General features: G+C 66.2%; 27 protein-coding genes, 1 tRNA gene and 2 pseudogenes. 14 read left to right on the forward strand and 16 right to left on the reverse strand.

Annotated elements, in window-relative coordinates:
- Positions 1-471 precede the first annotated feature (471 nt).
- On the forward strand, positions 472-771 hold the full coding sequence (locus tag MBELCI_RS04780; RefSeq protein WP_045319723.1) for a hypothetical protein: 300 nt from the start codon (positions 472-474) through the stop codon (positions 769-771).
- Between the two features lie 206 nt (positions 772-977).
- On the opposite strand, the gene MBELCI_RS04785 is transcribed toward MBELCI_RS04780, so the two are convergent.
- On the reverse strand, positions 978-1,568 hold the full coding sequence (locus MBELCI_RS04785; protein WP_021693027.1) for an NAD(P)H-dependent oxidoreductase: 591 nt from the start codon (positions 1,566-1,568) through the stop codon (positions 978-980).
- Between the two features lie 429 nt (positions 1,569-1,997).
- Here MBELCI_RS04785 and MBELCI_RS04790 point away from each other — a divergent pair, with 429 nt between their 5' ends.
- From MBELCI_RS04790 to MBELCI_RS20680, 4 genes are all read left to right on the forward strand, one after another.
- Positions 1,998-2,378 carry a hypothetical protein gene (locus MBELCI_RS04790; RefSeq protein WP_021693028.1) on the forward strand — a complete coding sequence of 127 codons (381 nt, stop codon included), beginning with the start codon at positions 1,998-2,000 and terminating at the stop codon, positions 2,376-2,378.
- 35 nt (positions 2,379-2,413) lie between these two features.
- The gene (locus MBELCI_RS04795) at positions 2,414-3,058 is read left to right on the forward strand and encodes a hypothetical protein (protein WP_021693029.1); all 645 of its coding nucleotides are present in this window, start codon (positions 2,414-2,416) and stop codon (positions 3,056-3,058) included.
- A gap of 196 nt (positions 3,059-3,254) precedes the next feature.
- On the forward strand, positions 3,255-3,746 hold the full coding sequence (locus tag MBELCI_RS04800) for a hypothetical protein (RefSeq protein ID WP_045319724.1): 492 nt from the start codon (positions 3,255-3,257) through the stop codon (positions 3,744-3,746).
- A 100-nt stretch (positions 3,747-3,846) separates the two neighbouring features.
- The gene (locus MBELCI_RS20680; RefSeq protein ID WP_131505506.1) at positions 3,847-4,101 is read left to right on the forward strand and encodes a hypothetical protein; all 255 of its coding nucleotides are present in this window, start codon (positions 3,847-3,849) and stop codon (positions 4,099-4,101) included.
- A gap of 711 nt (positions 4,102-4,812) precedes the next feature.
- Here MBELCI_RS20680 and MBELCI_RS04805 read toward each other — a convergent pair.
- A tRNA-Thr gene (locus MBELCI_RS04805) sits at positions 4,813-4,888 on the reverse strand.
- Positions 4,889-5,051: 163 nt separating this feature from the next.
- On the opposite strand from MBELCI_RS04805, the gene MBELCI_RS04810 reads away from it, so the two are divergent.
- The 3 genes and pseudogenes from MBELCI_RS04810 to MBELCI_RS22490 all read left to right on the forward strand — a co-directional run.
- Entirely contained in the window at positions 5,052-5,528 is a 477-nt protein-coding gene (locus tag MBELCI_RS04810) for a response regulator (protein WP_369385360.1), read from the forward strand.
- A 26-nt stretch (positions 5,529-5,554) separates the two neighbouring features.
- Positions 5,555-5,767 carry a winged helix-turn-helix domain-containing protein gene (locus tag MBELCI_RS22485; RefSeq protein WP_369385367.1) on the forward strand — a complete coding sequence of 71 codons (213 nt, stop codon included), beginning with the start codon at positions 5,555-5,557 and terminating at the stop codon, positions 5,765-5,767.
- Positions 5,768-6,189: 422 nt separating this feature from the next.
- Positions 6,190-7,059 (forward strand): annotated as a pseudogene (locus MBELCI_RS22490) (ATP-binding protein); the annotation flags it as partial.
- 67 nt (positions 7,060-7,126) lie between these two features.
- Here the strand turns inward: MBELCI_RS22490 and MBELCI_RS21480 are convergent.
- From MBELCI_RS21480 to MBELCI_RS04850, 8 genes and pseudogenes are all read right to left on the reverse strand, one after another.
- Positions 7,127-8,035 (reverse strand): metallophosphoesterase family protein, encoded by a 909-nt coding sequence (locus MBELCI_RS21480; protein ID WP_235047569.1) that lies wholly within the window; start codon positions 8,033-8,035, stop codon positions 7,127-7,129.
- A complete protein-coding gene (locus MBELCI_RS21240) occupies positions 8,005-8,226 on the reverse strand; it encodes a hypothetical protein (RefSeq protein WP_021693033.1) in 222 nt (73 codons plus the stop codon). The genes MBELCI_RS21480 and MBELCI_RS21240 overlap by 31 nt, the downstream gene beginning before the upstream one ends.
- 351 nt (positions 8,227-8,577) lie before the next feature.
- A complete protein-coding gene (locus tag MBELCI_RS04825; protein WP_021693034.1) occupies positions 8,578-8,937 on the reverse strand; it encodes a Na+/H+ antiporter subunit G in 360 nt (119 codons plus the stop codon).
- Positions 8,934-9,203 (reverse strand): K+/H+ antiporter subunit F, encoded by a 270-nt coding sequence (locus MBELCI_RS04830; RefSeq protein WP_021693035.1) that lies wholly within the window; start codon positions 9,201-9,203, stop codon positions 8,934-8,936. The genes MBELCI_RS04825 and MBELCI_RS04830 overlap by 4 nt, the downstream gene beginning before the upstream one ends.
- Positions 9,200-9,703 (reverse strand): Na+/H+ antiporter subunit E, encoded by a 504-nt coding sequence (locus MBELCI_RS04835; RefSeq protein WP_021693036.1) that lies wholly within the window; start codon positions 9,701-9,703, stop codon positions 9,200-9,202. Before MBELCI_RS04835 ends, MBELCI_RS04830 begins: the two co-directional genes overlap by 4 nt.
- A gap of 1 nt (position 9,704) precedes the next feature.
- Complete coding sequence (locus MBELCI_RS04840) at positions 9,705-11,384, reverse strand: monovalent cation/H+ antiporter subunit D (RefSeq protein WP_045319726.1); 1,680 nt, start codon at positions 11,382-11,384, stop codon at positions 9,705-9,707.
- A complete protein-coding gene (locus MBELCI_RS04845; protein WP_021693038.1) occupies positions 11,384-11,755 on the reverse strand; it encodes a Na+/H+ antiporter subunit C in 372 nt (123 codons plus the stop codon). Before MBELCI_RS04845 ends, MBELCI_RS04840 begins: the two co-directional genes overlap by 1 nt.
- A 1-nt stretch (position 11,756) precedes the next feature.
- Positions 11,757-14,638 (reverse strand): annotated as a pseudogene (locus MBELCI_RS04850) (monovalent cation/H+ antiporter subunit A).
- 218 nt (positions 14,639-14,856) lie between these two features.
- Between MBELCI_RS04850 and xylB the strand changes: the two are divergent.
- Positions 14,857-16,308, forward strand: a complete 1,452-nt coding sequence (gene xylB / locus MBELCI_RS04855) for a xylulokinase (RefSeq protein ID WP_045319739.1) — start codon at positions 14,857-14,859, stop codon at positions 16,306-16,308.
- Positions 16,309-16,320: 12 nt separating this feature from the next.
- Here the strand turns inward: xylB and MBELCI_RS04860 are convergent, their stop codons facing one another.
- Together MBELCI_RS04860 and MBELCI_RS22240 are read right to left on the reverse strand one after the other, a co-directional pair.
- Positions 16,321-16,827: a c-type cytochrome gene (locus MBELCI_RS04860; RefSeq protein ID WP_021693041.1), complete on the reverse strand. Its 507-nt coding sequence runs from the start codon at positions 16,825-16,827 to the stop codon at positions 16,321-16,323.
- Complete coding sequence (locus tag MBELCI_RS22240) at positions 16,824-16,952, reverse strand: hypothetical protein (RefSeq protein ID WP_268744175.1); 129 nt, start codon at positions 16,950-16,952, stop codon at positions 16,824-16,826. The genes MBELCI_RS04860 and MBELCI_RS22240 overlap by 4 nt, the downstream gene beginning before the upstream one ends.
- Positions 16,953-17,603: 651 nt before the next feature.
- Here MBELCI_RS22240 and MBELCI_RS04870 point away from each other — a divergent pair.
- The 5 genes from MBELCI_RS04870 to MBELCI_RS04890 all read left to right on the forward strand — a co-directional run bounded on the left by MBELCI_RS04870 (position 17,604) and on the right by MBELCI_RS04890 (position 22,826).
- Complete coding sequence (locus tag MBELCI_RS04870; protein WP_045319728.1) at positions 17,604-18,443, forward strand: arsenate reductase/protein-tyrosine-phosphatase family protein; 840 nt, start codon at positions 17,604-17,606, stop codon at positions 18,441-18,443.
- Positions 18,440-19,438 carry an ArsJ-associated glyceraldehyde-3-phosphate dehydrogenase gene (locus MBELCI_RS04875; RefSeq protein WP_021693044.1) on the forward strand — a complete coding sequence of 333 codons (999 nt, stop codon included), beginning with the start codon at positions 18,440-18,442 and terminating at the stop codon, positions 19,436-19,438. Before MBELCI_RS04870 ends, MBELCI_RS04875 begins: the two co-directional genes overlap by 4 nt.
- Entirely contained in the window at positions 19,435-20,709 is a 1,275-nt protein-coding gene (arsJ, locus tag MBELCI_RS04880; protein WP_021693045.1) for an organoarsenical effux MFS transporter ArsJ, read from the forward strand. Before MBELCI_RS04875 ends, arsJ begins: the two co-directional genes overlap by 4 nt.
- 216 nt (positions 20,710-20,925) lie before the next feature.
- Positions 20,926-21,933: a tRNA dihydrouridine(20/20a) synthase DusA gene (gene dusA / locus MBELCI_RS04885; protein WP_045319740.1), complete on the forward strand. Its 1,008-nt coding sequence runs from the start codon at positions 20,926-20,928 to the stop codon at positions 21,931-21,933.
- 71 nt (positions 21,934-22,004) lie between these two features.
- Positions 22,005-22,826: a sulfite exporter TauE/SafE family protein gene (locus MBELCI_RS04890; protein ID WP_021693047.1), complete on the forward strand. Its 822-nt coding sequence runs from the start codon at positions 22,005-22,007 to the stop codon at positions 22,824-22,826.
- Here MBELCI_RS04890 and MBELCI_RS04895 read toward each other — a convergent pair.
- From MBELCI_RS04895 to MBELCI_RS21485, 4 genes are read right to left on the reverse strand one after another with little or no spacing between them, the layout of a single operon-like run.
- On the reverse strand, positions 22,823-23,053 hold the full coding sequence (locus MBELCI_RS04895) for a DUF1289 domain-containing protein (protein WP_021693048.1): 231 nt from the start codon (positions 23,051-23,053) through the stop codon (positions 22,823-22,825). The genes MBELCI_RS04890 and MBELCI_RS04895 overlap by 4 nt on opposite strands.
- Positions 23,050-23,523: a Holliday junction resolvase RuvX gene (ruvX, locus tag MBELCI_RS04900; RefSeq protein WP_021693049.1), complete on the reverse strand. Its 474-nt coding sequence runs from the start codon at positions 23,521-23,523 to the stop codon at positions 23,050-23,052. Before ruvX ends, MBELCI_RS04895 begins: the two co-directional genes overlap by 4 nt.
- Positions 23,520-24,611, reverse strand: coding sequence for a c-type cytochrome biogenesis protein CcmI (gene ccmI / locus MBELCI_RS04905; protein WP_235047572.1), 1,092 nt, complete (start codon positions 24,609-24,611; stop codon positions 23,520-23,522). The genes ruvX and ccmI overlap by 4 nt, the downstream gene beginning before the upstream one ends.
- Positions 24,560-24,718, reverse strand: a complete 159-nt coding sequence (locus MBELCI_RS21485) for a hypothetical protein (RefSeq protein ID WP_235047573.1) — start codon at positions 24,716-24,718, stop codon at positions 24,560-24,562. The genes ccmI and MBELCI_RS21485 overlap by 52 nt, the downstream gene beginning before the upstream one ends.
- Between the last annotated feature and the right edge of the window lie 207 nt (positions 24,719-24,925).

Genomic DNA, 24,925 nt, shown 5'->3' on the forward strand with positions numbered 1-24,925 from the left:
GATATGTGCAACAGCGCCCAAACACTGACGGAGTTTGTCTATGACGGGTCTGCGCCTCCTCTCGAATATCTTCCTGCTCGCTGGGGTGGGGGCTCTGGCGTTGATTGCATTAAATGCGCTGGACGTGGATGTAATGGGCGTTGAGCCAGCACAATACGTCACTCCAGGGACAGCTCCCTTCCCGCCACGACCCTAGAGCCATGGAGGAGCGCAGGAGGGCAGGCAGACCCAGCTGTACAGCGCTGCCCCCAAGAGCTTTCGCCTGTCCCGCTCCTCAACGTTGGCGCGACCCACTGTGTCAAATCTTTCCGGGGGCTCTAAGTCAGCCTGCGCTCTCCGCCCTGGTGCCGAGGGCGCTGAGGAATGATCCGTCGCCGTGCATGGCTGGCGGTGCAGGTCCGTACATAGCATTGACCGCATCGCCCGATCCTCGAAACATCTCCCATAGGTAGTAAATACCCAGGAAGTGATATGTACGTTATTCGACTGATCGCGCCGCAGGAGCAGCCCCGGGAGGCCGCCCTCTATGACCTCGAAATGTCATGGGTGCCGATGGTGGGGGATACGCTGGAGATCAGCTGCACGGGCCAAGACGACTTGCGGTATCGCGTCACTGGCCGGGCAATTCAGGCGGCCTTTCGGGCCGACCATACGCAGGCGGGGGCGCCGATTGTAAGTCTGGAAGTGGAGCGGATTTCCTCCATAGCCTCCGATGGCGCAGCAAAGCGTTCCGGCTACCAGATGGAAGATGTGGCGGGCGTCGCTCCATAATTTTCATTCCAGCGCCGCAGGAGTTTAGGCACCCCTGCCCACCTGCGGCGCTGTATCGTTCCCCTGCAGGGCTAATGCTGGATGTAGCGAGAGCACGCAAGCGCGACCTTCGCTGTACCTAGCGGCAGCGAGTCTGGCAGCCGTGCAAGGGAACTGAAATGGCCCACTTCGCGTCGGCCAGTACATCCTACTTCGGGCTGCGCCCCTTACCGCGTCAGCTTTTCGGCATATTCTACCAGTCGCTGCGCTTGGAACGTCACCGACTTCCTGCCCGTCTCATCAAGCGGACCCGGCTTGCACGAGTAACCGTAGGGGTTGCCACCGTCTTCGAACTTGATCGGGTTCGCATAACCCGGAGCCACGATCACCGCCCCCCAGTGCATGGCGGTGACATAAACCGACTGGATCGTCGTTTCCTGTCCGCCGTGCGTGTTCTGTGCCGAAGTGGTCGCGGTCACGGCTTTGTTCGCCAGCGCGCCCGATTGCCACAGCGGCCCCAGCGTATCAACGAAGGCCCGGAACTGGCTGGCAGGAACGCCGAAGCGGGTGGGCACCGAGATGAAGTAGCCGTCGGCCCATTCCATGTCGTCCAGCGTAGCCTCCGGAATGTCTTGCATCTTCTCTACCTGCTCCCGCCAGGCATCTTGGCCATTCACGACGTCGGCTGGGGCAGTCTCTCGGCAGCGGCGCAACCGCACCTCGGCTCCAGCGGCTTCAGCCGCCCGGACCGCTTCGAGCGCGACGCCGTGGTTCGTGCCGTAGGTGGAATAGAACAGGACAGTAATCTTGGTGGGCATCTTGGTACCTCCAATTTTGAGAACTCCGGCCAAACGGCTCGCCGGACATAAAGGTCCGGTCTAGTTCCTTGGCAGAGCTTCAGTTCCCGTTCTCCCGCGTCTTCATGGCAACCCCCGGTCCAGCCGAGACGGTGCCGCCTTCGAGGAACTGCACGCCCTCGGCTTCCAAGGCGCGTCGGATAGCCTCGGCACTGCTATGCTGCAGTCCACCCTTCTCAGTCTCGAAGCGAGTAACAGTAGCAGGCGTAACATTCGCTAACTGCGCCAGCTCCCGTACTCCGAGTCTTAACGCGGCGCGTGCCATCCGTACTTGTGCTGGCGTCATATTGATTCCCTGATATGAATTCTTTTATCACTGTGTTGACTGAAGCAGGGCCGTGCACTAGGTATGTATCACGTTGACATAATTTCTCAACACTGGAGTCGCAAATGGCCGACACCTGCTCCACCGTTATGCGCCGTGCATGGGCGAAGATGCGCCAGCACATGCAGCACAACCGTTTCACCCGGTTCCTGATGGCCCGCTTTCTTCGTGAAGCATGGGCCGAGGTGAAGGCGGCCGCCCGCAACGTCGTTCAGCCGTTGGAGCTGTCACCCGTCGAGCACGCCATCGCCACCCTGGAGGGGCAGGACCGTCTCACCCCGAAGGATTGGGAGGATCTGGCGGCCCTTCGGAGGGACCGCGCTCAGCAGGTCGTCCAGCCGCACCAGCCATCCGGCCCGACAGACAGCGACTGGCTGGCGTTCTGGGGGCTGATGTTCCTGTCCCGCCGTCATGCCGCTGCAGGCCAACCCATCCACCATTTCTGAGCCCGGAGACGGGCCGCCAATAGCAGGAGACCACGATGAGCCAGTTCACCCATGCTTTGACCAAGCTGCACGAAGCCCGCAGCACTCGCGACGCCGCCCTGACGGCCCTGACGCTGCTGGAGAACACCAAGGGCGTAGGCAGCGCGGAGGCCAAGAAATACGACGACGAGACGGTAGGGCCGCTCCATGAAAAGGTGTCAGCCGCCGAGGCGAGACTGCGGGATGCCGAGCCGAAGACCCAGCGCGAATACCTGTTGAAGGTGGGGGCACTGCTGGAAGAAGGAATGCTGTCGGAGACGGTGACGGCGCTGCGCGCTGATGCTGAGAGGCTGGCCGCAACCGGCGAAGATCCTGTCGTCGCACTTTGCCAGCGCTGGAAATCGATGCGGACAGCTGTGGCAGGGATGCTTGATGAGGAAGTCGGGGGGCACTTCGACGCGCCCGAACTCGAAGAGGCGGAAGAGGCCCAGCGCCGTATCGAGCGGCAGCTTCAGCGGATGGTGCCGACCAGCGCCGAAGGGTTGGCCGCCATGATGGACGTCTACTGGAACCTGGAAGGGCCGGTTGGAATGCCCGGTACCGAAGGCTGGGAGATGGAGATGCAAAACCCGCAATATCTGTTCCTGCGCCGTCTTCGCCATGGGGCCTTCGTCGTGGCTGGTCAGGCGGGCACGCCCTGACAGATGGCAGGGGGCAAATGACAGCCCCCTCTAGTCGCTGCCTTCGGCTCGTCCTCGCTCTCTCCCCGTTACTCCATGGAAAAGAAACACGCTTTCCGGAGTAGGAAAGAGATTAGCAGGCAAGGCGGGCCTTCGCAGACGTGTTTCCAAACCGCGAGCCTGTGTTTCCCGCTCGCCCTGGCATCGGATACGAGTGATGAACTGTTACACAGCCAACCGGTCATGGTCTGACCGCTACCTTCCTGAGATCCGCCACATCGTCGGCGCACAGCTATTGGACGTTGCCGCCGATGCATTCGACTGGCGGCAAGCTACTGACCTGATGATGCTGGATGCCCGTGACGTGCGGGTTGCGGCAAGGGTAAGGCGACCGGGCTATGGCTCCCGCTACCCCTTCGAGTTCACCATCCGCTCGCGTGTCGCCTCGGGCGCGGAGACGGAGCTTGCCAAGATAGTGAACGGCAGCGGCGACTGGATGTTCTACGGCCACGCGAACGAAGACGGCAGGGGGCTCGCAGCATGGTGGCTGCTGGACCTGAAGGCCTTCCGGGCCGCCCTGATCCGGCAGGCAGCGAATGGCTACCGCATCAGGTCGGGCGACCAGCGCAACGCGGACGGGACGTGCTTCAAGTGGTTCGATATCAGGTCGTTCCCCGCCGAGCCGCCGCTTGTGGTCGCGCGCTCATAAAGGGGGCGAAAGTCAACGAAGAATTGAAACTTACTCGCAGCTCATACGTGCCTAAGGGAATTGGTCTCACTGTGAGGCCGGTTCGATGGAGGAGAACTCTATGCGTATGCTTGTTTCCGTGATTGCCATTCTCGCTGCTGCCACACCTGCGATGGCAGGTCACGCCTCGGGTGAGGCGCCTGGCATTGCCGCCCAGGATGGGGCTGATCGCCACGGCGATGGTCGCACCAACGGTGAGGATTATGCGCCTGGCAAATCGGCGCAAGAACCCGACCCCATGTCGACTGATCGGAATGGCGATGGGAAAAAGAACGGGAAGGACTACGCTCCGGGCCAGATACGCAACGGCAACTGAGCAAAGCTTTCCAGTGTGATCAAGGATTCCGCCGACGACATCAGCGCGGACGACCTTGGAAGCGATCATTGTTCGATGCGATGCGTCAGCCAACGGCGGCTTTGTCCATTGAGCGTGCATCCAGAGTGACGACGCCCCCGCAGAAACCTGCGAGGGCGTTTGTCCTTTGGTACGCCGCTTGCGTAGCGTGGCCCATCTGCTTGTCCAACACATCCGGTAATGGGCTCGGGGCTAAAGGCGAACAAGTGCAAGGTTCCAGCTATTCCGCGTCTGAATACGCACAGCGATAGACCCTCGATCCTGGTTCGCAGCGGCCTCTATCCTAACGTCATGCGAGTGCTGCCACCCGCTTCATGTTCTCGAAGCTGTTCCTCCCCGGATTTTCGAGAAAGCCGTGTAACCAATGTCGTTTGGGTGGATTTAACCAGTAGGGGTCGGGAGCGAGAGCTTTCGACCCCATTTTCGTGTCAGCGGCCATGACATGGCGCTGGTCGTCACTGCGATGCCGGGGATGGGTTAAGCGGGACACGGCTGCCATGCGTTAAGCGCTCTTGGGCCATCCTCCGTCCACCTGAATCGGTTCATTCATCCCGGGATGCGTCAAAGCTTCACAGCGGTCATTCGGACAAATGGAAGGGTGGATTGCGGGGTGGATAGAAACTTGGCAGTTTCACCTAATCTACTGATAACGCTGGTGAAAATGAGATATGATGGTGCCGGCTGAGGGACTCGAACCCCCGACCCCCTGATTACAAATCAGACGCTCTACCAGCTGAGCTAAGCCGGCCCCGATGCCGATGTATCCAGACCGTGCCGGGCTGGCAAGCGGGTAGCACCTCCGTGTGATACATCTGGCGACAAAACTTCGCGCCGATCGGGGCGAGCGATGCTGGCAACCGCCCCTCGGGCTGCTTTAGAACAGAGGCCTCAGCCCCGCAGGAGACCGCCCCATGACCGAGACCGCCGAGCAGATCCTCGTCGTCGACGACGCGCGCGACATCCGCGAACCGCTGGGACAGTATCTTAAGAAACAAGGGTTCCGGGTCCGGCTCGCGGCGAGCGCGGCCGAGGCCCGCGGCATCGTCGAGACGGCGCGGATCGGCCTCGTGGTGCTCGACGTGATGATGCCGGGCGAAGATGGGCTCAGCCTGTGCCGCTGGCTGGTGGCGCGCGGCGGGCCGCCGGTGATCCTGCTCACCGCCATGGCCGACGAGACCGACCGCATCGTCGGTCTGGAGCTTGGCGCCGACGACTATGTGACCAAGCCGTTCAACCCGCGCGAATTGCTCGCGCGGGTGCGCGCCGTGCTGCGCCGCGCGCCGCCCTCCGCGCCGACGCTCGATGCGACGCCGCGCCGTTTCGCGGGCTGGACCCATGATCCGGCGGCGCGCGCCTGCGGCACGACGACGGGCGCGAGGCCGAACTGACCTCCGGTGAGAACCGCCTGCTGGGTCTGTTTCTTGACGCGCCACGCACCGTGCTCGATCGCTCGCGGCTGCTCGACCTTATGGCCGGGCGCGAGGCCAAGGCCTATGACCGCGCCATCGACAACCAGATCAGCCGCCTGCGCCGCAAGATCGAGGACGATCCCAAGCAGCCACGTCTCATCGTCACCGAATGGGGCGGCGGCTATCTTCTCGCCGCCGAAGTCGAGGCGGCGCAATGAACGCAGTCGCGCGACTGCTGCCGAAGGGCCTCGCCGCGCGATTCGCGCTGCTGCTCGCGGCGGCGCTGGTCACGGCCAATCTCGTGGCGCTGGGCCTGTTGTCCTTCGAACGCGCACGTCTCGACCGCGAGGCTGGAGCCGCGCGGGAGGTCGAGCGGATCGTGGCCTTGGTGCCCGCGATGGAGGCATTGGACCCGCGCGCGAGAGAGGTTCTGGCGCGGCGGGCCTCGACCCGTCTGGCGCGGATCGATGTCGCGCCTGTGCCTTTGGTGCTCCGACCTGCTGCTGCGAGTTCGGAGCGTGCGGCGGCGCTTGAGGCGCGCCTCGTGGCGGCCTTGGACGGGCGCAGGGTGCATGTCGCCATGCACGAGCGCGGAAGCCAGCGCCCAGAGGCGGCGGGCTGGCAGGCTCATGACCCGGCCATGCGGGGTGGCCCTTCGGGTATCGTCATCTCCATCGCGTTGGGAGCCGACAGCAGCGGCGGTTGGCTCAACGTCGTCACGTCGGGTCTGAGACCGGCGAACGGCGTGCAGGAGGAGGTGTTCCTGCTGGTGCTGGGCCTGTCTCTGGTCACGGTGCTGGCCGTGGGCCTGTGGTTCGTGCGGCAGCTGACCCGGCCCTTGGGCGCGTTGGCCGTAGCCGCGCGCGCCGCTGGGCGCGGTGATCGCAGCCTGCGTGTCCCCGAGACCGGAGCGCGCGAAATGCGTGCGGCGGCGGCGGCGTTCAACGATATGCAGGCCCGGATCGCACGATTCGAGGCCGAGCGCCTGCGCACTCTCGCCGCCGTCGGGCACGACCTGCGGACGCCGATCACCAGTCTGCGCATCCGTGCCGAGATGCTCGACGAGGACGAGGGCGTGCCGATGATCCGCACGCTCGACGAGATGGCGGTGATGGCTGAGGGGCTCGTGGCCTTCGCCAAGAGTGGCCACGACGCCGAGGCCCCCGCCGAAATCGATCTCGGCGCGCTGCTGGAGCGGCTCTGCGAGGAGCGCGGTGCCAGCTTCGAGGGCGGTGCGGCGCCCATGGTGAGAGGGCGGCCCGTGGCCCTGTCGCGCGCCTTCGGCAACCTCATCGACAACGCGATCCGTTATGGCGGGGCGGCGCGGGTGATGCTCTCGCGCGATGGCGGGCAGGCGGTCGTGCGCATTCATGATGACGGGCCGGGCATCCCCGAGGCGCGGCTCGAAGGCATGTTCGAGCCCTTCGTGCGCGGCGAGGACAGCCGCAGCCAGGACACCGGCGGGGCAGGGCTTGGGCTGTCGATCACCCGCACCATCATCCGCGCCCATGGCGGCGAGATCGCGCTGTCGAACCGCGCGCCACGCGGTCTCGAGGCGCGGGTGGAGTTGCTATCCCCTAGATCGGCAGCGGCAGCGTCTCGCCGCTTTCTTCGAGATGCCACACGGCGTTCCAATCGCCGTCCCGCCGTTCCAGCACGAGGAAGTTGCGCTCGGCGACGTAGCGCCGCCGCATTCCCGGCGGCGGCAGAATGCGAATCCTGTGCTCCGAAAGCGGCCCCTCGCCAAGCCAAGCCAGCCAACCCAGACCCCGCGCATAGCCCTTGGGCGGTGCGCGGTGCGCGATGCCCGAGGCGACGAGCTGATGCACCGGGCCGGGCGACGCGGCCATTTCGGCGCGGGTGGCGAGGTGGATCTCGCCCGAAAGGACCGTCACCGGGCCTTGCGCGCGAAGGCCCAGCACGGCCCGCAGGGCTCGTTTCCAGTCCTCCCGATGGGCCCGGCTCTGCCACTGGTCGCGCAAATCGTCCTCGTATTTTTGCATGCCGGGCCAGAGCCACATCACCGCCTCGACCAGAGACAGGCGCGGGCCGAGGAGTGGCACGGACGAGACGATGATCGTGCGCTCCGGTTCCGGCACGGGGCGTTCCAGCAACCGCCAGCCCGCCTCGCCCATGACCCGCCTGCGACCCCGTTCGGAGCGCAGGTCGGGCGCCATCAGTGTCACGCCGGGAAGCTGGCGCTGCCAGCCGAGTTGCATGCCGGAGGGGTCGACGAAAATGTCGGCCACATCCGCCTCGACAGCGCCATGCTGGAACAGCAGGTACATCTCGCGGGCCACGGAAAACAGCGTCCGTCCCACGGCGCTATTGGTCGCGGCCACGGGCAGCGAGCCCCAGCCATCGCATATGTCGTGATCGTCCCAGACCGCCAGGCTCGGCACACGGGCCGCAAGCCCGCCAAAGGCCGGGGAAGCAAGGCCGCGCATGTAGCGGTTCACGAAGCCCGCGCGCAGATGCGCGGCCAATTCGGAGAGATCCTCCTCGGTGGCGCCTGCGGGATGTCCTCGGGCCAGCCATCGCTGAGCGGATGGCCTTGGGTCACCTCGTCGGCATAGATCTGGTCGCCGCCTTGCAACAGTGCGGCGAAGGGCCGGTCCTCATGCTCTGTGCGCATGCGTTCCCACATCGCGTCGCGCTCGGCCGGATCGCGGTCCATGTCGCCGATCTCCTCGCCATTGCACGACAGGAAGGCGAGGCGCAGGTCGCCGCCAAGATCGGTTTCGACCGGGTATTCGGTATCTTCGAAGGCGTAGCGCGATCCTGCGGGCCAAGCCGGAAATCGAAGCGCCAGACCGCCAGACCCTCCAGCGTGGCGATGCGGCGCGCCCGGTGTGCGGTGCCGCTTGCATGCAGATCGCTGCAGGGCGCATCCTCGGGGCGGATCACCACGGCGGCGAGGCGGAGCCCCTCCGCGTCATGCCCGCGCAGATGCAGCAAAGGCCCGGCCTGTCGGGGGGCGGATGTCTCGATCACGTTTCGCTCCTCGGCCCCGGCGGGGCCGGGTGCGTCATTTTTCTGAATAGGTCGCCCAGCCGTCTTCGGCGGGCGGGGCGGGCAGCTCCTTGCCACCGCGCTGCCGATGCAGATGCACCTTGGCGATGAAATTTCCAGAGATGGGAGCCGTGACGAAGAGGAAGGCCATCACCAGAAGCTCGTGCAACGAGCTCTCGCCCGAAGCGAAGGCATGGATCATCGAGGCCAGCAGAAGCGAGCCCACACCCAGTGTCGAGGCCTTGGTCGGTGCGTGCAGCCGCTTCATCGGCTGGTCCAGCTTCAAGAGGCCGTAGGAGCCGATAAGCGTAAAGGTGGCGCCGATGATCAGGAGCGTGGCGACAAGGATGTCGATGAGAAACGGAATGTCGGTCATTCGATGATGTCCCCGCGCAGCACGAACCGCGCCAGCGCCACGGTCGACACGAAGCCGAGCATGGCGAAGATCAGCGCGCTTTCGAAGTAGATCTGCGTGCCCCAGAACATCCCGAGCAGGATGATCAGGCCGATGGCGTTGATCACCATGGTGTCGAGCGCGAGGATGCGGTCGCCGGTGTGCGGCCCGATCACGAGTCGGACCATAGCCAGAAGCTGCGCCAGCCCGACGGCGCCGATGGCAAAATACAAGACGGTGTCGATCATTCGAAGATCTCCTTCAGCCGCCGCTCGTAGCGGGTCTTGATGTCGTCGCGCACCGCCTCCGGATCGGCGGCGTCGAGCGCGTGAACCAGTAGCGCCCTGCCATCGGCCGAGAGGTCGGTGCTGACGGTGCCGGGGGTCAGGGTGATGGTGCCCGCGAGCAAGGTGATCGCCTCGGGTGACCGCAGGTCGAGCGGGATCAGCACCCAGTTCGGCGCCATGTCGTCGTTGCGCTTGAACAGCACGATCATCGCCACCTGCACGTTGGCGACCATGATGTCCCAGATCACAAGAAGCATGTAGGAGACCAGCCGCCATGGCCGGGTAATCTTGGGCCGATCGGGCCAATAGGCGGCGGTGGAGATCGGGATCAGCAGGCCGAGGATCGCCCCGAAGACCACGGTGCCGAGGCTGAGATCGTTGATCAGCAGGCACCACACGATCACCAGCAGCGTCGAGAGCAGCGGGTGGGGCAGCAGCTTTCGGGTCAGGCGCAGCGGCATTTCAGTGCTCCTCTCCGGTGGCGTCCGAGGTCTCGTCGTCGATGGCAAGATCTGCCGCGTCGCCATGATCGCCCTCAACCGCGTGCGGGTCGTCCTTGATTTTCTTGCCGGGCGTGGTCAGCACCAGTTCGATATAGGGCTCGGGTGCGAAAAGCTGTGCTGCCGTCGCGCTCAGCACCCGGTTGACCGGGCCCGCGAAGACGGTCAGCGCGATCAGGAGCGCGATCAGCCCGCCGATCGCGATCATCGGCAGCACCGGGCGTGGTGAGATCGGCCCCTTGGTCGAGCCGGGCTGCGAGGTCTCGTCCTCGATTTCGGGGGCGGTCTCGCAATCGACTGGGCCGTCGGGCCCCTCCTGATGCGCCTTCCAGAAGATCATCGAGCCCGCGCGCGAAAATCCGACCACGGCCACGAGCGAAGCCGACAGCACCACCGCCCAGACCCACCAGACCAACGGGCTGGTGAGCGCCGCGTCGAGGATCAGCAGCTTGCCCAGAAAACCCGACAGCGGCGGCAGCCCGGTCATGGCGATGGCCGCGACGAAGAACATCCCCGCGATCAGCGCGCCGCCTTCGATCGGGCGCCCGTGCACGAGGAACGGACCCGTCTCTCCGCGACGCTCCTTGATCTGGTCGACCAGCAGGAACAGCGCCGCCGTCGCAAAGGTCGAATGGATCGCGTAATAGAGCGCGGCGGCGATGCCATCGGGGGTGAAGACCGACACGGCGCTCAGCAGCAGGCCCATCGAGCCGATCACCGAAAAGGCGATGAGCCGGTCGACGCGTACGGCCCCCAGCACGCCGATCATGCCGACCGCCAGCGTCAGCAGCGCGGCGGGCAGCAGCCAGGTGTCGAACAGGCCTTGGGTGATTTCGAGATCAGGGGGGAAGACCAGCGTGTAAAAGCGGATGATGCCGTAGGCACCAACCTTAGTCATGATCGCAAAGAGGGCCGCGACGGGCGCGGGAGCCTGCGCATAGCTGTCGGGCAGCCAGAAATGCAGCGGCAGCACCGCGGCCTTGATGGCGAAGACCATGAGCAGCAGCACCGCGGCGACACGGATGCCGCCCGAGGCGCTGGCGTCGAGCTCGGCTACCCGGCCTGCAAGATCGGCCATGTTGAGCGTGCCGGTCTGGGCGTAGATCGTACCGAGGGCAAAGAGAAACAGGGTCGAGCCGAGCAGGTTGTAGAGCACGTATTGTGTGCCCGCGCGCAGCCGTTCGCGCCCGCCCGAATGGATCATCAGGCCGTAGGAGGCGATGAGCAGCACCTCGAAGAAGACGAAGAGGTTGAAGGCGTCGCCGGTCAGGAAGGCGCCGAGGATGCCCATCAGCTGGAACTGGAACAGCGGGTGAAAATGCCGTCCCCGCGCGTCCCAGCCCGAGCCGATGGCATAGAGAAGCACCAGCGGTGCCAGCAGCGTCGTGAGCAACACCATCAGGGTCGAGAGCCGGTCCCCGACGAGCACGATGCCGAACGGCGCGGGCCAGTTGCCAAGCTGGTAGAGCGTGATCGTGCCGTCCGAGGCCTGCCAGAACAGGCCCGTCGCGATCGCCGCCAGCGCCAGCGCGCCCGCCATCGACAGCGCCCGCTGCACGACGATGTGCTCGCGCACCATCAGCACGAGGATCGCGGCCAGCATCGCGGGCAGCACGACAGGGGTGATCAACCAATGGCTCATCATGCGTCTCCTTCGGGCATCGAGGGCGCGCGGGCGTCGCCCTCCGAGACGGCGGGGCGGTCGACGAGGTCGTCATCCGACGACAGCCAGCTTCCCAGCGCCATGATCACCACCACCGCCGTCATGCCGAAGGAGATGACGATCGCCGTCAGCACCAGCGCCTGCGGCAGCGGATCGGTGTAGCGGACGGCCCCGTCGCGCAGCACCGGCGGGGCGTTCATCGCCAGCCGCCCCGAGGCGAAGAGGAAGACGTTCACCGCGTAGCTCAGAAGCGAGGTTCCGATGATCACCGGAAAGGTGCGCAGGCGCAGCACCATGTAGATGCCGGCGGCGGACAGGACGCCGACGGCGGATGCGATCAGGAGTTCCATGTCAGATAACCTTGCCTTGTTCGCCTGCGGCCGGGGTGAGCTCTTCGTCGCGCGAAGGGTCGATATCCATCGCGTGATCGGAGGTTTCCGTCCCGGCCCTGTAGCCCAGGCGCGAGAAACTTTCGAGCGACAGCATCACCGCGCCGACCACGGCGAGGAACACGCCGAGATCGAAGCCCATGGCGGTGGCCAGCTCGAACTCCTCCATCGGCGGGATGCGGAAATATCCGAAGGCCGATGTCAGGAAAGGCTGGCCCGCGAGCCAGGCGCCGATGCCGGTGAGACCGGCGACGAAGACGCCCGCGCCGATGATCCCGTGATAGGGGTAGCGCTGCCGCCGCGCGGCCCATGCAAAGCCGCTGGCCATGTATTGCGTCACCACCGCGATGGCCACGACGAGGCCCGCGACAAAGCCGCCGCCGGGCGAATTGTGCCCGCGCAGGAAGATGTAGACGCCGACCATCAGGATCACCGGCATCATCACCCGCGTCAGCACCACCATCATCAGCGGATGCGCGTCGCCGGCCTGCGTTTCCTCGTAGCCGCGGTTAAGCAGGCGGCGGCGCACCGTGCTCGAGAGCAGCGCCTCGGTCAGCGCGTAGATGACAAGGGCCGCGATGCCGAGCACGATGATCTCGCCGAAGGTGTCGAAGCCCCGAAAATCCACGAGGATCACGTTGACGACGTTGTCGCCGCCGCCGCCCTTGTAGGAGTTGGCGAGGTGATAGTCCGAGATCGGCGCGATCGGAAACTCGGTCGACAGGATGGTCCATGTCAGCGCGGTCGCGGCGATGCCGCCCGCGCCCGCGATGATCGCGTCACGCGTCCGTCGCAGCGCGCCGGATTCGTTGGGCGTGGTGTTGGGCAGGAAGTTCAGCGCCAGAAGCAGCAGGATGATCGTCACCACCTCGACCGAGATCTGCGTCAGAGCGAGATCGGGCGCCGAGAAATGGTTGAAGCCAACCGAGACCATCAGGCCGATGATTCCCATCAGCATCAGCACGGCGAGGCGATTGCGATGCGCCGCAACGAGAAAGCCAGTGGCGGCGATCAGCATCGCCCATGCGGCGACGGCGATCGGTGTCACCGGAAGCAGCGGGCGGCGGGTCTCGGTGCCGGTGGTCCCAGAGAACCACGCATGCGCGCCCACGGCCACTACCGTCAGCACCATGATCGCAGCATAGCGAGTGAAGGCCCCGTCATGCAGGCCCAGCGTGACGCGCCGGGCGCCCGCACGCACACGTCGATGAGCCTGTCGAAGATGTGCTTGGCCTCGGGCCGCCGCGCGGCCTCCCAGACCCGCGACAGCGGCGCGAAGGCCGCCAGCAGCACCGCGCCGCCCAGCACCGCAATGGCCGACATGGCCAGCGCCGGGGTCAGCCCGTGCCAGATCTTGAGATGCGCGTCGGGCATCTCGGCCGCGCCGCCGATCACGGCGCCGGTGACGAGCTTCACGAAGGGCTCGGCCAGCGCAGGAAACAGGCCGACGCCGACCACGGGGATGATCAGAAGAGCAGGCGGCAGCCACATGCCGGGATTCGGGTCATGCGGATGCGCCGGGTAATCGTCGCGCTCGCGCCCGAGGAAGGTATGCGCGATGAGCCTAAAGGAATAGGCTGCGGAGAACAGCGCGCCGATCGTCGCCACGACCGTGACCAGCATCGGCATACCGAACAGCGTCGTATGCGTCGCCTCTTCGAGCATCATCTCCTTGGAGAGAAAGCCGTTCAGCAGCGGGATGCCCGCCATCGACAGCGCCGCCAGCGTCGCGATCGCGAAGGAGATCGGCATCAGGTGGCGCAGGCCGCCCAGACGGCGCATGTCACGGGTATGCGCCTCGTGATCGACGATCCCTGCGGTCATGAACAGCGCTGCCTTGAAGCTTGCATGGTTCAGGATGTGGAACACTGCCGCCATCGCGCCGAACGCCGTGCCGGTGCCCAGAAGAAAGGTGATGAGGCCGAGATGCGAGACGGTCGAAAAGGCCAGGAGCGCCTTCAGGTCGTGCTTGAACAGCGCGATCACCGCGCCGAGGACCATGGTGATGAGGCCCGCCGACGACACGATCACCACCCATTCGGGCGTACCCGACAGGACCGGCCAGAGCCGCGCCAGCAGGAACAATCCCGCCTTCACCATCGTCGCGGAGTGCAGATAGGCCGAGACCGGCGTCGGGGCCGCCATGGCGTGCGGCAGCCAGAAATGGAACGGGAACTGCGCCGATTTGGTGAAGCAGCCCAGAAGAATCAACAGCAAGGCGGGCAGATAGAGCGGCGAGGCCTGCACCAGCTCGCGCTGCTCGAGGATCACGCTCAGATCATAGCTTCCGACGATGCTCCCCAGCATCAGCATGCCGCCGATCAATGCCAGCCCGCCCATGCCGGTCACGGTGAGCGCCATGCGCGCGCCCTGACGGCCTTCGGGCAAATGCTTCCAAAACCCGATCAGCAGGAAGGAGGACAGCGAGGTCAGCTCCCAGAATATCAGCAGGAGCAGGATGTTGTCGGACAGTACGATGCCCACCATCGCGCCCTGGAACAGCAGTAGGTAGCTGAAGAACTCGCCCATGTTGTCGTCGCGCGACAGGTAGTGGCGCGCATAGGCGATGATCAGCAGGCCGATCCCGAGGATCAATGCTGCGAACATGAAGCCCAAGGGATCTAGGAACAGGTTCACGTTGAGCCCGAGCCCCGGCATCCAGTCGAGCCGGGCCGAGACCGTCTCGCCGCGCAGCACGGCGGGCAGATGCGTGAGCAGCCCGATCGCGGCCAGCGCCGTGACGAGGAAGGTGGCGGTGAAACAGGCTTGGCGACCGGCCCGGATCATCAGGCCTGGCAGCAGCGCGCCGAGGAACGGGAGGAGGACGATGATGAAAAGCGACATGGCGCGCACTATCGCGAAAGCGAAGCGTGACGACCAGACGTGACGCCGAATTTTCGCACGCCTCGGAGCGCTTTATTTCGGTCCTGCTGCCATCGGAGCGACAGGATGTCGCGGATGCGATCCCGCGTCGGGGCGAATCGACGGGAGACGCGCTTGGCATGCGTCCGGGGCTCGGGCTATTGCTTGGGCCTCGCCTCATCACAGGATCGCACCGCATCATGAGCTATCTCGGCATCGACCTCGGCACTTCCGGACTGCGCGCCCTTCTCGTGGATGACGAGGGCGTGCCCATGGGCGCTGTTGAGCGTCACTATGCGGCGGCGCATCCGCGATCGGGCTGGAGCGAGCAGGACCCGGCGGACTGGATCGCCGCGCTCGAAGGGGCCGTGGCCGATCTGCGCGCGGCGCATCCCGCCTTTGCCGGTCTGCGCGGCATCGGCGTCGCCGGGCACATGCACGGCGCCACGCTTCTGGATGCAAAGGACCGGGTGATCCGCCCCTGCATCCTGTGGAACGACACGCGCGCCCATGCCGAGGCCGCCCAACTCGATGCCACCGAGGGGGTGCGGGCCCTGTCGGGCAACATCGTTTTCCCGGGATTTACCGCGCCCAAGCTGGAATGGGTCCGCACGAATGAGCCCGAGGCTTATGCCCGCGTCGCCAAGGTGCTTCTGCCCGCGGCCTATCTCAACCTTTACCTCACCGGCACGCATGTCGCCGACATGTCCGACAGCGCCGGCACCTCATGGCTCGACACTGGTGCGCGGGACTGGTCCGACGCGCTGCTCGGGGCCGGGCACATGCGCCGCGATCAGATGCCGCGCCTCGTGGAGGGCTGCGAAAGGGCCGGGGAACTGCGCGCCGATCTTGTCTCCGCATGGGGTCTCGACGGCGCCGTCGCCGTTGCGGGCGGAGCGGGCGACAACGCCGCCGCAGCCTGCGGCATCGGGGCGCTGTCGGAAGGAGAGGGCTTCTTGTCGCTCGGTACCTCGGGCGTGCTGCTTGCCGCGCGCGACGGCTACTGCCCTGCGCCGGAGACGGCGTTGCACACCTTCTGCCACGCGGTGCCGAAGCGCTGGTACCAGATGGGGGTGATGCTTTCGGCCGCCGACAGCCTGATCTGGCTCTCATCGATCACCGGGACGGGTGCCGCGGAATTGACGGGGGCGCTGGGCGATACGCTGTTGCCGCCGGGCCGGGTGCGTTTCCTGCCGTACCTGTCGGGCGAACGGACGCCGCACAACGACGCCGAGATCCGTGGTAGCTTTACCGGGATCGGCGCCGACACCACCCGCGACGACCTGACCCGCGCCGTGCTCGAAGGCGTGGCCTTCGGCCTGCGCGATTCGCATGAGGCGCTGAAGGCCTCCGGCGCGCGGATCGACCGGCTGATGGCGATCGGCGGCGGCACGCGGTCGCGGTACTGGCTGCGCCTCATCGCCACCGTGCTCGGCGTGCCGCTCGACCTGCCGAAGGACGGCGAATTCGGTGCGGCGCTGGGCGCGGCCCGCCTCGGTCTGATCGCTGCGATGGGCGTGGCGCCCGAGAACGTCATGCTGCGGCCCGCCATCGGCGCCTCCATCGAGCCCGAGGCGGGCCTCAGGGCCGACTTCGACAAGACTTATGCGGCCTTCCGAGCGAGCTACCCCGCGATCCGCGCGATCCAATAGGGCATTGTCGGCTCAAGGCGAGCTCTCGGCCCCGGCCGAGACTTCGGCCTGGAAGCCGCGCTCGCGCTCGGACCAGCTCGTCTTGATGTAGGCCAGCACCGCCTTGACCTCGTCGTCGCTCAGCAGGCCCGCGAAGGCCGGCATGTCGCTCTCGTAGCCGGGGACAACCGCACCGACACCATGCTTGGTGATGGTAAAGAGATCGCGGTCGGCGTGGTGCCAGGTGTGACCGCTGTCGTCATGCGGCGGGGCGGGCATGCGCCCGTCCTCGGTCCGGCGGCGCCAGTCGGTCTGCCCTCCGAGCTTCGCGCCATGGCAGGCAGCGCAGCTCTCGGCATAGATCGCGGCGCCCTGTTCGACCATTTCCCGCGTGACCGGTTCTCCGAGGACGGAGAGCCCTGCGATCTCCGCCGATGCCGCGCCCTGCGGGTCCTCCGCTGTCAGCCCTTGGGCCACCGCCACGATCGCGGCGGCGCCAAGAAGGCCCGAGGCGAGGCCGATGGCCAACCCGCGTCTCACCGCGGGCTCCTGAGGAACTTGACCAGCGCCATCAGGCTCAGCACGAGCAGGGTCAGCACCAGCAGCAGGACGACCCCGCCACCGGCCATCATGACGCCCATCATCGGTCCGTTCATCATCGACATCATCCCTTTCATACATTCACTAGAAAAACGGGCCGTCACTCAAGCGGTGCAACCGGTCAGCTCGGGATGTTGGTTCGGGGCGGAGCAGCGTCGACGTCCGGCTGGCGCATTTGAATTGCCATATTGGCGGGCCAGGCGAGATCGGTCGCAACGACGGCCCGCGGCTGGATCGCCATGGAGATCTCGGTGAAGAGCAGTGGGGGGTGCAGTCGAAATTGCAGGTCATCTGCTTGGTTGCGTCCTGTGTGCAGGCGGGGCCGAGATCGTCCTGCTGGTTCATGAGGGTGGAAGTTGCCATGTCGATCGACGTTCGGGCACCCGCGACGTCATGCAATAGCACGCCGATCAGCAGGAGCAGCGACAAGCAGACCGTGGCGAGGCGAACCCAAAAGCGCATGAAGCCGATCTAGGAGCAGACGGGGCCCGTATCGACGGAGAATGAAAACATATCTCGTGCGCAATGACGACCGGAGGCGGCAGACAAACAGCTAGATAGGTGTCTCGGCCGGCCAAGTCCGCACCACATTCATTCAGGCCATCGAGCAGGCCGAGACGTCGAACTACTCGGCTCAAAATCGGCAAGCGCGCAAAAATCAGCGTTCTCACACAATACACGCTTTCCAAAATCCATAATTCGAGTATTCTCGAAATATGGAATCGATTCACGTTACACGACTGGCTGCCCTCGCCCACCCGCAACGTCTTGCGGTGTTCCGGATGCTCATGCGGCGCTACCCGGACGCGGTCCCCGCAGGTGAAATCGCGGAGGTGCTGGACACCCGCGCCAACACGCTGTCCTCCTATCTTTCGGCCCTCCGCCATGCCGGGCTGATCGAACAGCTCCGGCACGGCCGCTCCTTGCTCTACCGCGCCGATATGGAGCAGGCGGGTGGATTGCTCGGCTACCTGATCGAGGATTGCTGCCGCAGCCGCCCGGCCCTGCGCGCCGCTCCAGCCGACCTGTCCACTTTCGGAGTTTCCGACATGATCTCACGCCCCTACAATGTCCTGTTCGTCTGCACCGGCAACTCGGCGCGCTCGATCTTCGCGGAGGCGCTCCTGCGCGACACCGGCGGCGGCAGGTTTCGCGCCTTTTCCGCCGGGACGACGCCGCAGTCGGTTCTGAACCCGTTGGCCGTGCAGGTGCTGGAGGCGAATGGCCATGAGACCGCCAGCCTGCGGGCCAAGCACGTGTCGGAGTTTCAGGGGGCCGAGGCGCCCGCCTTGGATTTCGTTTTCACGGTCTGCGACCGCGCCGCCAACGAGGATTGTCCCGGCTGGCCCGGCCAGCCGGTGTCCGGGCATTGGGGCCAGCCCGACCCCGTGAAGGCGACCGGTACCGAGCCGGAGCGTCGATTGATTTATCATCAGGTCTATGGCGCGCTGCGGCGGCGCATCGATCTGCTCACCACGCTCAACCTTACGGCGCTCGATCGGATCGCGATCCAGCGCGCCGTCGACGACATCCCGACCCGGAAGGAACCGCAATGACCACCTATGCCTTGAACGGCCTCGGCCGGATCGGAAAGCTCGCCCTGCGCCCGCTCCTCGACAGCGGTGCCGAGATCGCTTGGATCAACGACGCCGTGGGCGATGCGGCGATGCATGCGCATCTGCTGGAATTCGATAGCGTGCATGGCCGCTGGTCCGCCAGTTTCGTGGCCGACGAGGACAGCCTGTCCATCGACGGCACGCGCCTGCCGGTCCTCGCGAAAAAGCGCATCGAGGATCTGCCGCTCGACGGCGTCGACGTGGTGATCGACTGTACCGGCGTCTTCAAGACCGAGGCGAAGCTCGCACCCTATTTCGCCGCCGGGGTGAAGAAGGTGATCGTCAGCGCACCGGTAAAGGACGGACCCACCGCTAACATCGTCTACGGCGTCAACGACGACACCTATGACCCCGAGGTGCATGACATCGTCACGGCGGCGAGTTGTACCACCAATTGCCTCGCCCCGGTGGTCAAGGTGATCCATGAGGGCTTGGGCATCCGCCATGGTTCGATCACCACGATCCATGACGTCACCAACACCCAGACCATCGTCGACCGGCCCGCCAAGGACCTGCGCCGCGCCCGCTCGGCGCTCAACTCGCTGATCCCGACCACCACCGGCTCGGCCACCGCGATCACGCTGATCTACCCGGAGCTGAAGGGGCGGTTGAACGGCCATGCCGTGCGGGTGCCGCTCCTGAACGCCTCGCTCACCGACTGCGTGTTCGAGGTCGAGCGCGAGACCACGGTGGAGGAGGTGAACGCCCTTTTGCGCGAGGCGTCCGAGGGCCCGCTTAGCGGAATACTGGGGTTTGAGACCCGCCCCCTCGTTTCGGCCGATTACGTCAACGACACACGATCCTCGATCGTCGATGCGCCCTCGACCATGGTGATCGCCGGCACGCAGGTGAAGATCTATGCGTGGTACGACAACGAGATGGGCTATGCGCATCGTCTCGTCGACGTGGCGCGCATGGTGGGGGGACGGTTGTGACCGCCCGGCCAGAGGGGCTTTCCGCCTACATCGCGGTCACCGCCGCCTACTGGGCCTTCATGCTCACCGACGGCGCGCTCAGGATGCTGGTACTGCTGCATTTCCACACGCTCGGCTTCTCGCCGGTGCAGCTGGCCTACCTGTTCCTGCTCTACGAAATCGCTGGCGTCGTCACCAACCTCTCGGCGGGCTGGATCGCGGCGCGCTTTGGCCTGACATCGACGCTTTATGCGGGGCTCGGCTTGCAAGTCGCGGCGCTTCTGGCGCTGTCGGCGCTCGATCCGGGCTGGGGGCTCTGGGCATCGGTCGCCTATGTGATGGCGGTGCAAGGCGCGTCCGGCGTCGCCAAGGACCTCACGAAGATGAGCGCCAAGAGCGCGGTCAAGATCCTCGCGCCAAAAGGGCAGGGCGGCTTGTTCCGCTGGGTCGCGGTGCTGACCGGCTCGAAGAACGCCGTGAAGGGGCTGGGCTTCCTGCTCGGCGCGGCGCTATTGGGGCTCGTGGGCTTCGTGCCATCGGTGCTGGCGATGGCCGCCGCCCTGGCGGTAGTCCTTGTCGTCATCCTGCTTCGCATGCCCTCGGGCCTGCCGCAGGGCCGCAAGGGCGCGAAGTTCCTGGAGGTCTTCTCCAAGGACCCCAACATTAATTGGCTTTCGGCGGCGCGGCTGTTCCTGTTCGGCGCGCGCGACGTCTGGTTCGTGGTCGGCATTCCGATCTATTTCTACGCAGTGCTTTCCGATGGCTCGGAAGCGGGCAACCGCATGGCCTTCTTCATGATCGGCAGTTTCATGGCCGTCTGGACCATCCTCTACGGCGCGGTGCAGGCTTGGGCACCGCGGTTGTTGCGCGCGACCGAGCGGTCCGAGGCCGCGCTGGTCGGCGAGGCGCGCCGCTGGGCGCTGGCGCTGTTCGTCGTGCCTGCCGCGCTGGCGGCTCTGGTCTGGATCGCCGGGGCACCGGCGGGCTGGCTTACCCTGATCGTGGTCGCGGGGCTCTTGGTGTTCGGGGCGCTCTTTGCGGTGAACTCCTCGCTGCACTCCTACCTGATCCTCGCCTTCTCGACCTCGGAGCGGGTGACCATGGATGTCGGCTTCTACTACATGTCGAACGCGGCCGGGCGGCTGTTGGGCACGCTCCTGTCGGGTTTGACTTACCAGATCGGCGGACTGCCCGCCTGTCTCGGCACGGCGGCGGCGATGGTCGGCGCGAGCGCACTGGCCGCAGCGCGGCTCGGGAGGGAGCGGCCGGTTCGGCAGGTTCCCTCAAGCTGAAACCCGGCTGTGGGCGCGGCGCATTGGCCCCAAGAAGGCCGAACGGGTCACCGCGGCAAGAGTGTTTGCGGGTTGCGCACCGGACTGGTAGAAAAGCGCCTCGCGGCCCCACGGCGGATCATGCGGGCCTGTCCCCGCCGCCCCGAGTGCGGATGCCGGTTCCGATCGACCTGAACAGAATGAGAAAGCTGCGCGATGCGGAATGCGGCAGAGGCGATGAAGCAAGTGAATGGCAGGCTGGCTACGGCCGCGCGCCTTTCGGTCGCTCCGATGATGGATTGGACCGATCGGCATTGCCGGTATCTGCACCGGCTGCTGTCGCACAGGACCCTGCTCTACACCGAGATGGTCACGGCCCCTGCCGTCATTCACGGCGAGCGCGACCGGCTGATCGGTTTCGACGCGTCGGAACACCCGCTGGCTCTGCAGCTTGGCGGATCGGATCCGGTAGATCTTCGCGAGGCGGCGCGGATCGGGGCGGAGCGGGGCTATGATGAGATCAACCTCAACTGTGGTTGCCCCTCCGACAGGGTGCAGTCGGGGGCGTTCGGCGCGGTTCTGATGACCCGGCCCGAACTGGTCGCGGAGTGCTGCGCCGAAATGATCGCGGCCAGCCCGGTCGAGGTGACCGTGAAATGCCGCATCGGCGTCGATGAGCAGGTGCCCGAAGAGGTCCTGCCGCGCTTCCTTGAAACCGTCGCGGCCTCAGGCGTCAGCCGGTTCACGATCCATGCCCGCAAGGCGTGGTTGCAAGGGCTCAGCCCCAAGGAAAACCGCGACGTACCGCCGCTCGACTATGATCTGGTCCTGCGGATGAAACGCGAATTTCCACGGTTGCACCTCTCGATCAACGGCGGCATCGGCACGCTGGACGAAGCCGAGAGCTTCCTCGCCTCAGGGCTCGACGGGGTGATGATCGGCCGCGCCGCCTATCATTCGCCTGCCGACATCCTAGGCGATGCCGACAAACGTATCTGGGGCGAGGGCGCGGTGACGCGCGCCGAGGACGCGGTGCGCGATATGCTGCCTTATATCGAGAGGCATCTCGCGGATGGCGGGCGGCTGCATCAAGTGACGCGCCACATGCTGGGGTTGTTCGCCGGGCGTCCCGGCGCGCGCGGCTGGAGGCGAGTGCTGTCGGAGGGGGCGTCACGGCCAGGCGCGGGGCCGGAGCTGGTTCTCGAGGCGCTGCAACGGGTCGAGGACCTGCAACAGGCGGCGTAAGCCGGCGCGCGACCCCTTGCCGAGGATCGCCGGGCCGGGCATCGCTGTGGCGAACCGAGCCGGAGCGCCAGATGCCTGATACCATGCTGCTTCTTTCCATGGGAGCGATGCTGCTCGCCATTGGCGCTTTCGCGGGCGTGCTCGCGGGGCTCTTGGGGGTCGGCGGCGGCATCGTGCTGGTGCCCGCCTACTTCTACGCCTTCGCGGCGCTGGGCTACGAGACGCCGCAGCTCATGCAGATCTGCCTTTCCACATCGCTCGCCACGATCATCGTCACATCGGCCCGCTCGGTGCTGAGCCACAACCGCAAGGGGGCGGTCGACTGGTCGGTGTTGCGTGGCTGGGCGCCGGGGATCGCGGTGGGCGCGCTCGCGGGTGTGTTCGTCGTGGCGCAACTGCGCACGGTGACGCTGCAGCTGATCTTCGGCGGGTTGGCGCTTTGCGTGTCGCTCTACATGGTGTTCGGACGCAGCCACTGGCGACTTGGCGACACGATGCCGGGCGGCGTGGCACGGGGTGCGATGTCGCCGGTGGTGGGGTTCTTGTCGGTGCTCATGGGCATCGGTGGCGGCAGCTTCGGCGTGCCGATCATGACGCTCTACGGCATGAGCATCCACCGCGCCGTGGCGACGGCGGCGGGGTTCGGGCTGCTGATCGCGCTGCCTTCGGTCATCGGGTTTCTGCTGACGCCGCTGCCCGCCGGGGCCGCGCCGCCGATGACGCTGGGATCGGTGAACCTGCCCGCCTTTCTCATCGTCATCGCGATGACACTGCTGACGGCTCCTCTGGGCGCTGCTCTGGCGCACCGCACCGATGCAAAGCGGCTCAAGCGGGTGTTCGGCGGCTTTCTGATCCTCGTGGCGCTCAACATGCTGCGCAAGGCGATGATCTAACGCTCCAGCCGGGCTTTGCGGCCGCCGCGCCGCCCCTTGGGCGCGGCCTCGCGGGTCGGCAGCTCGGCCATGATCCGGGCGCGCTCTTCCGGTACCATCCGGCCCCATGCGGCGATCTCGTCCATGGAGCGCGCGCAGCCCAGACAGAGCCGCGTCTCGGGATGGATCGCGCAGAGCTTCACGCAAGGGCTCTCTATCTCGGCACGCTGCCAGACCTCGTCGCTCATGACCGCGCCATGTAGCCGAGCCGGTCGAGCAGGCCCTGCAGGATGTATCCCGCCGCCACCGCGTCGATCAACTCGCCCCGGCGCTTGCGCGAATGATCCGATTCGAGCAGGGCGCGCTCGGCGGCGACGGTCGAGAGGCGCTCGTCCCAGTAGACGATCGGGATCTCGGTGAGGCGCGACAGGTTGCGCGCGAAGGCACGCGTCGATTGGGCGCGCGGGCCTTCCGAGCCGTCCATGTTGCGCGGCAGCCCTAGCACGAAGCCCGCGACGGTGCGCCCTTGCGCGATCTCCAGCAGCCGCGCGGCGTCGAGCGTGAACTTCTTGCGTATCACCGTCTCGAGCGGGGTGGCGACCGAGCGTAGCCCGTCCGAGACGGCCACGCCGATGGTCTTGGTGCCGAAGTCGAGCCCCGCAAGCGCGCCGTGGCGCGGCAGGGCGGCAGCGAACTCTTCCGCGGTTTCGAAGATCATTGCGCCACCTCCGCCGCGCGGGCGGCCTCGCGGATCTCGTCCAGACCGTCCGTGTCGGCAAAGACCCCCTGCGCCTCGGCCCAGATCTGCGCTGCGCGCTCGCGCTCGCCCAGCACGCCCAGCGCCCGGATCAGGCGCGCCCATTCGGAGGCAGAGCCGCCGGTTTCCGCCAGACGCGCCGACAGCCCCTCCACCATGCCTCGGATCATGCCGTCGCGGTCTTCGGCGCTCATGTCCTGCGCCGCGGCGATATCCGCCGCACTGGGGCCGGGCAGGGCGGGCGGGGTATATTCGACCCCCGCCAGTGCCGCGGCGCGGTCGATCTGGGTGCGCGCCAGTTCGACATGCGGCGAGGCCGGGTCGCCCTCATCGATCGCCCGCTTCCAGTAGCGAAAGGCAAGGTCGGGCCGTTCGACCTGTGCCTGCAGCAGCCCCATGTAGTAAAGCGGCCCTTCGGCGTCCTGCCGCTCGGACAGAAGCCGGGCGAGCAGCGCCTCGGCCTCCGGCGTCACGAGGCCGCCGGTAGCCGCCACCATCCGGTCCACCAGCGCCACTTGATCCTCGTACTCCGCGGCGTCGCCCTTGAGCGCGATCACCCGCTCCTGCGCGCGCGCGGCGGCGGCGTAATTGCCCAAGGCGGCCTCGTGGCGCGACAGTAGCTCCCAACCGGTCAGGTCGTCGGGACGATCCGGAACCGCCGCGCGCAACTGCGCGACCATGTCGAGATAGTCCTGCGGCGCATCGACGGGGGAGGCGGGCATCATGGCTTCCGCGGCCTCCTGCGAGGGGCGCGCCTCGCGCAACTCTTGTGCCGCCGCGATCCTGCCGCCCAGCGGCTGGTCGGGGATGCCGGGGGCCCCGAGGTCGGTATAAAGCACAAGCGCGCCGCCGATCACCAGCACCGCCCCGAAGACGGCGGCAGGCAGCACCGGACCGCGCCGGACCCGCTCCACGGTTTTCCCCTGCCGCACGTGATCAGCGGCGATGAGACGGCGGGCGATCTCGGCACGGGCGCGCTCGGCTTCCTCGGCGGAGATCAATCCGCGACCGCGATCGGCTTCGACCTCGGCCAGCTGGCTCGATAGAATGCGACGTCCGGTGCGGCCTCTTCGATTGCGTGTGCCTGGCGCAGCGGCACCGCCAGCGCCACGGCAACGACCACGGACAACCCGACCGCTATGATCCAGAACAGCATGCGACACTCCTATTTGCGGACTTCCTATCGTGACAGGGCTTTCCGAGAAAGCCCCGGACCGGCGACAGGTGGTCGCGCCGAGCGTGGCAATCCTGCGAAAGCCTCACCTGGTTCCATGTGATAACGGATCCCTGAGCCACAAAAATTTGAACTGGAGAGGAACCGGCCCGAGCGGGTGACGTTGGCCCGTCAAATGACACATAACGG

The sequence above is a fragment of the Limimaricola cinnabarinus LL-001 genome (assembly GCF_000466965.1).
GTDB classification, from domain to species: Bacteria; Pseudomonadota; Alphaproteobacteria; order Rhodobacterales; family Rhodobacteraceae; genus Limimaricola; species Limimaricola cinnabarinus.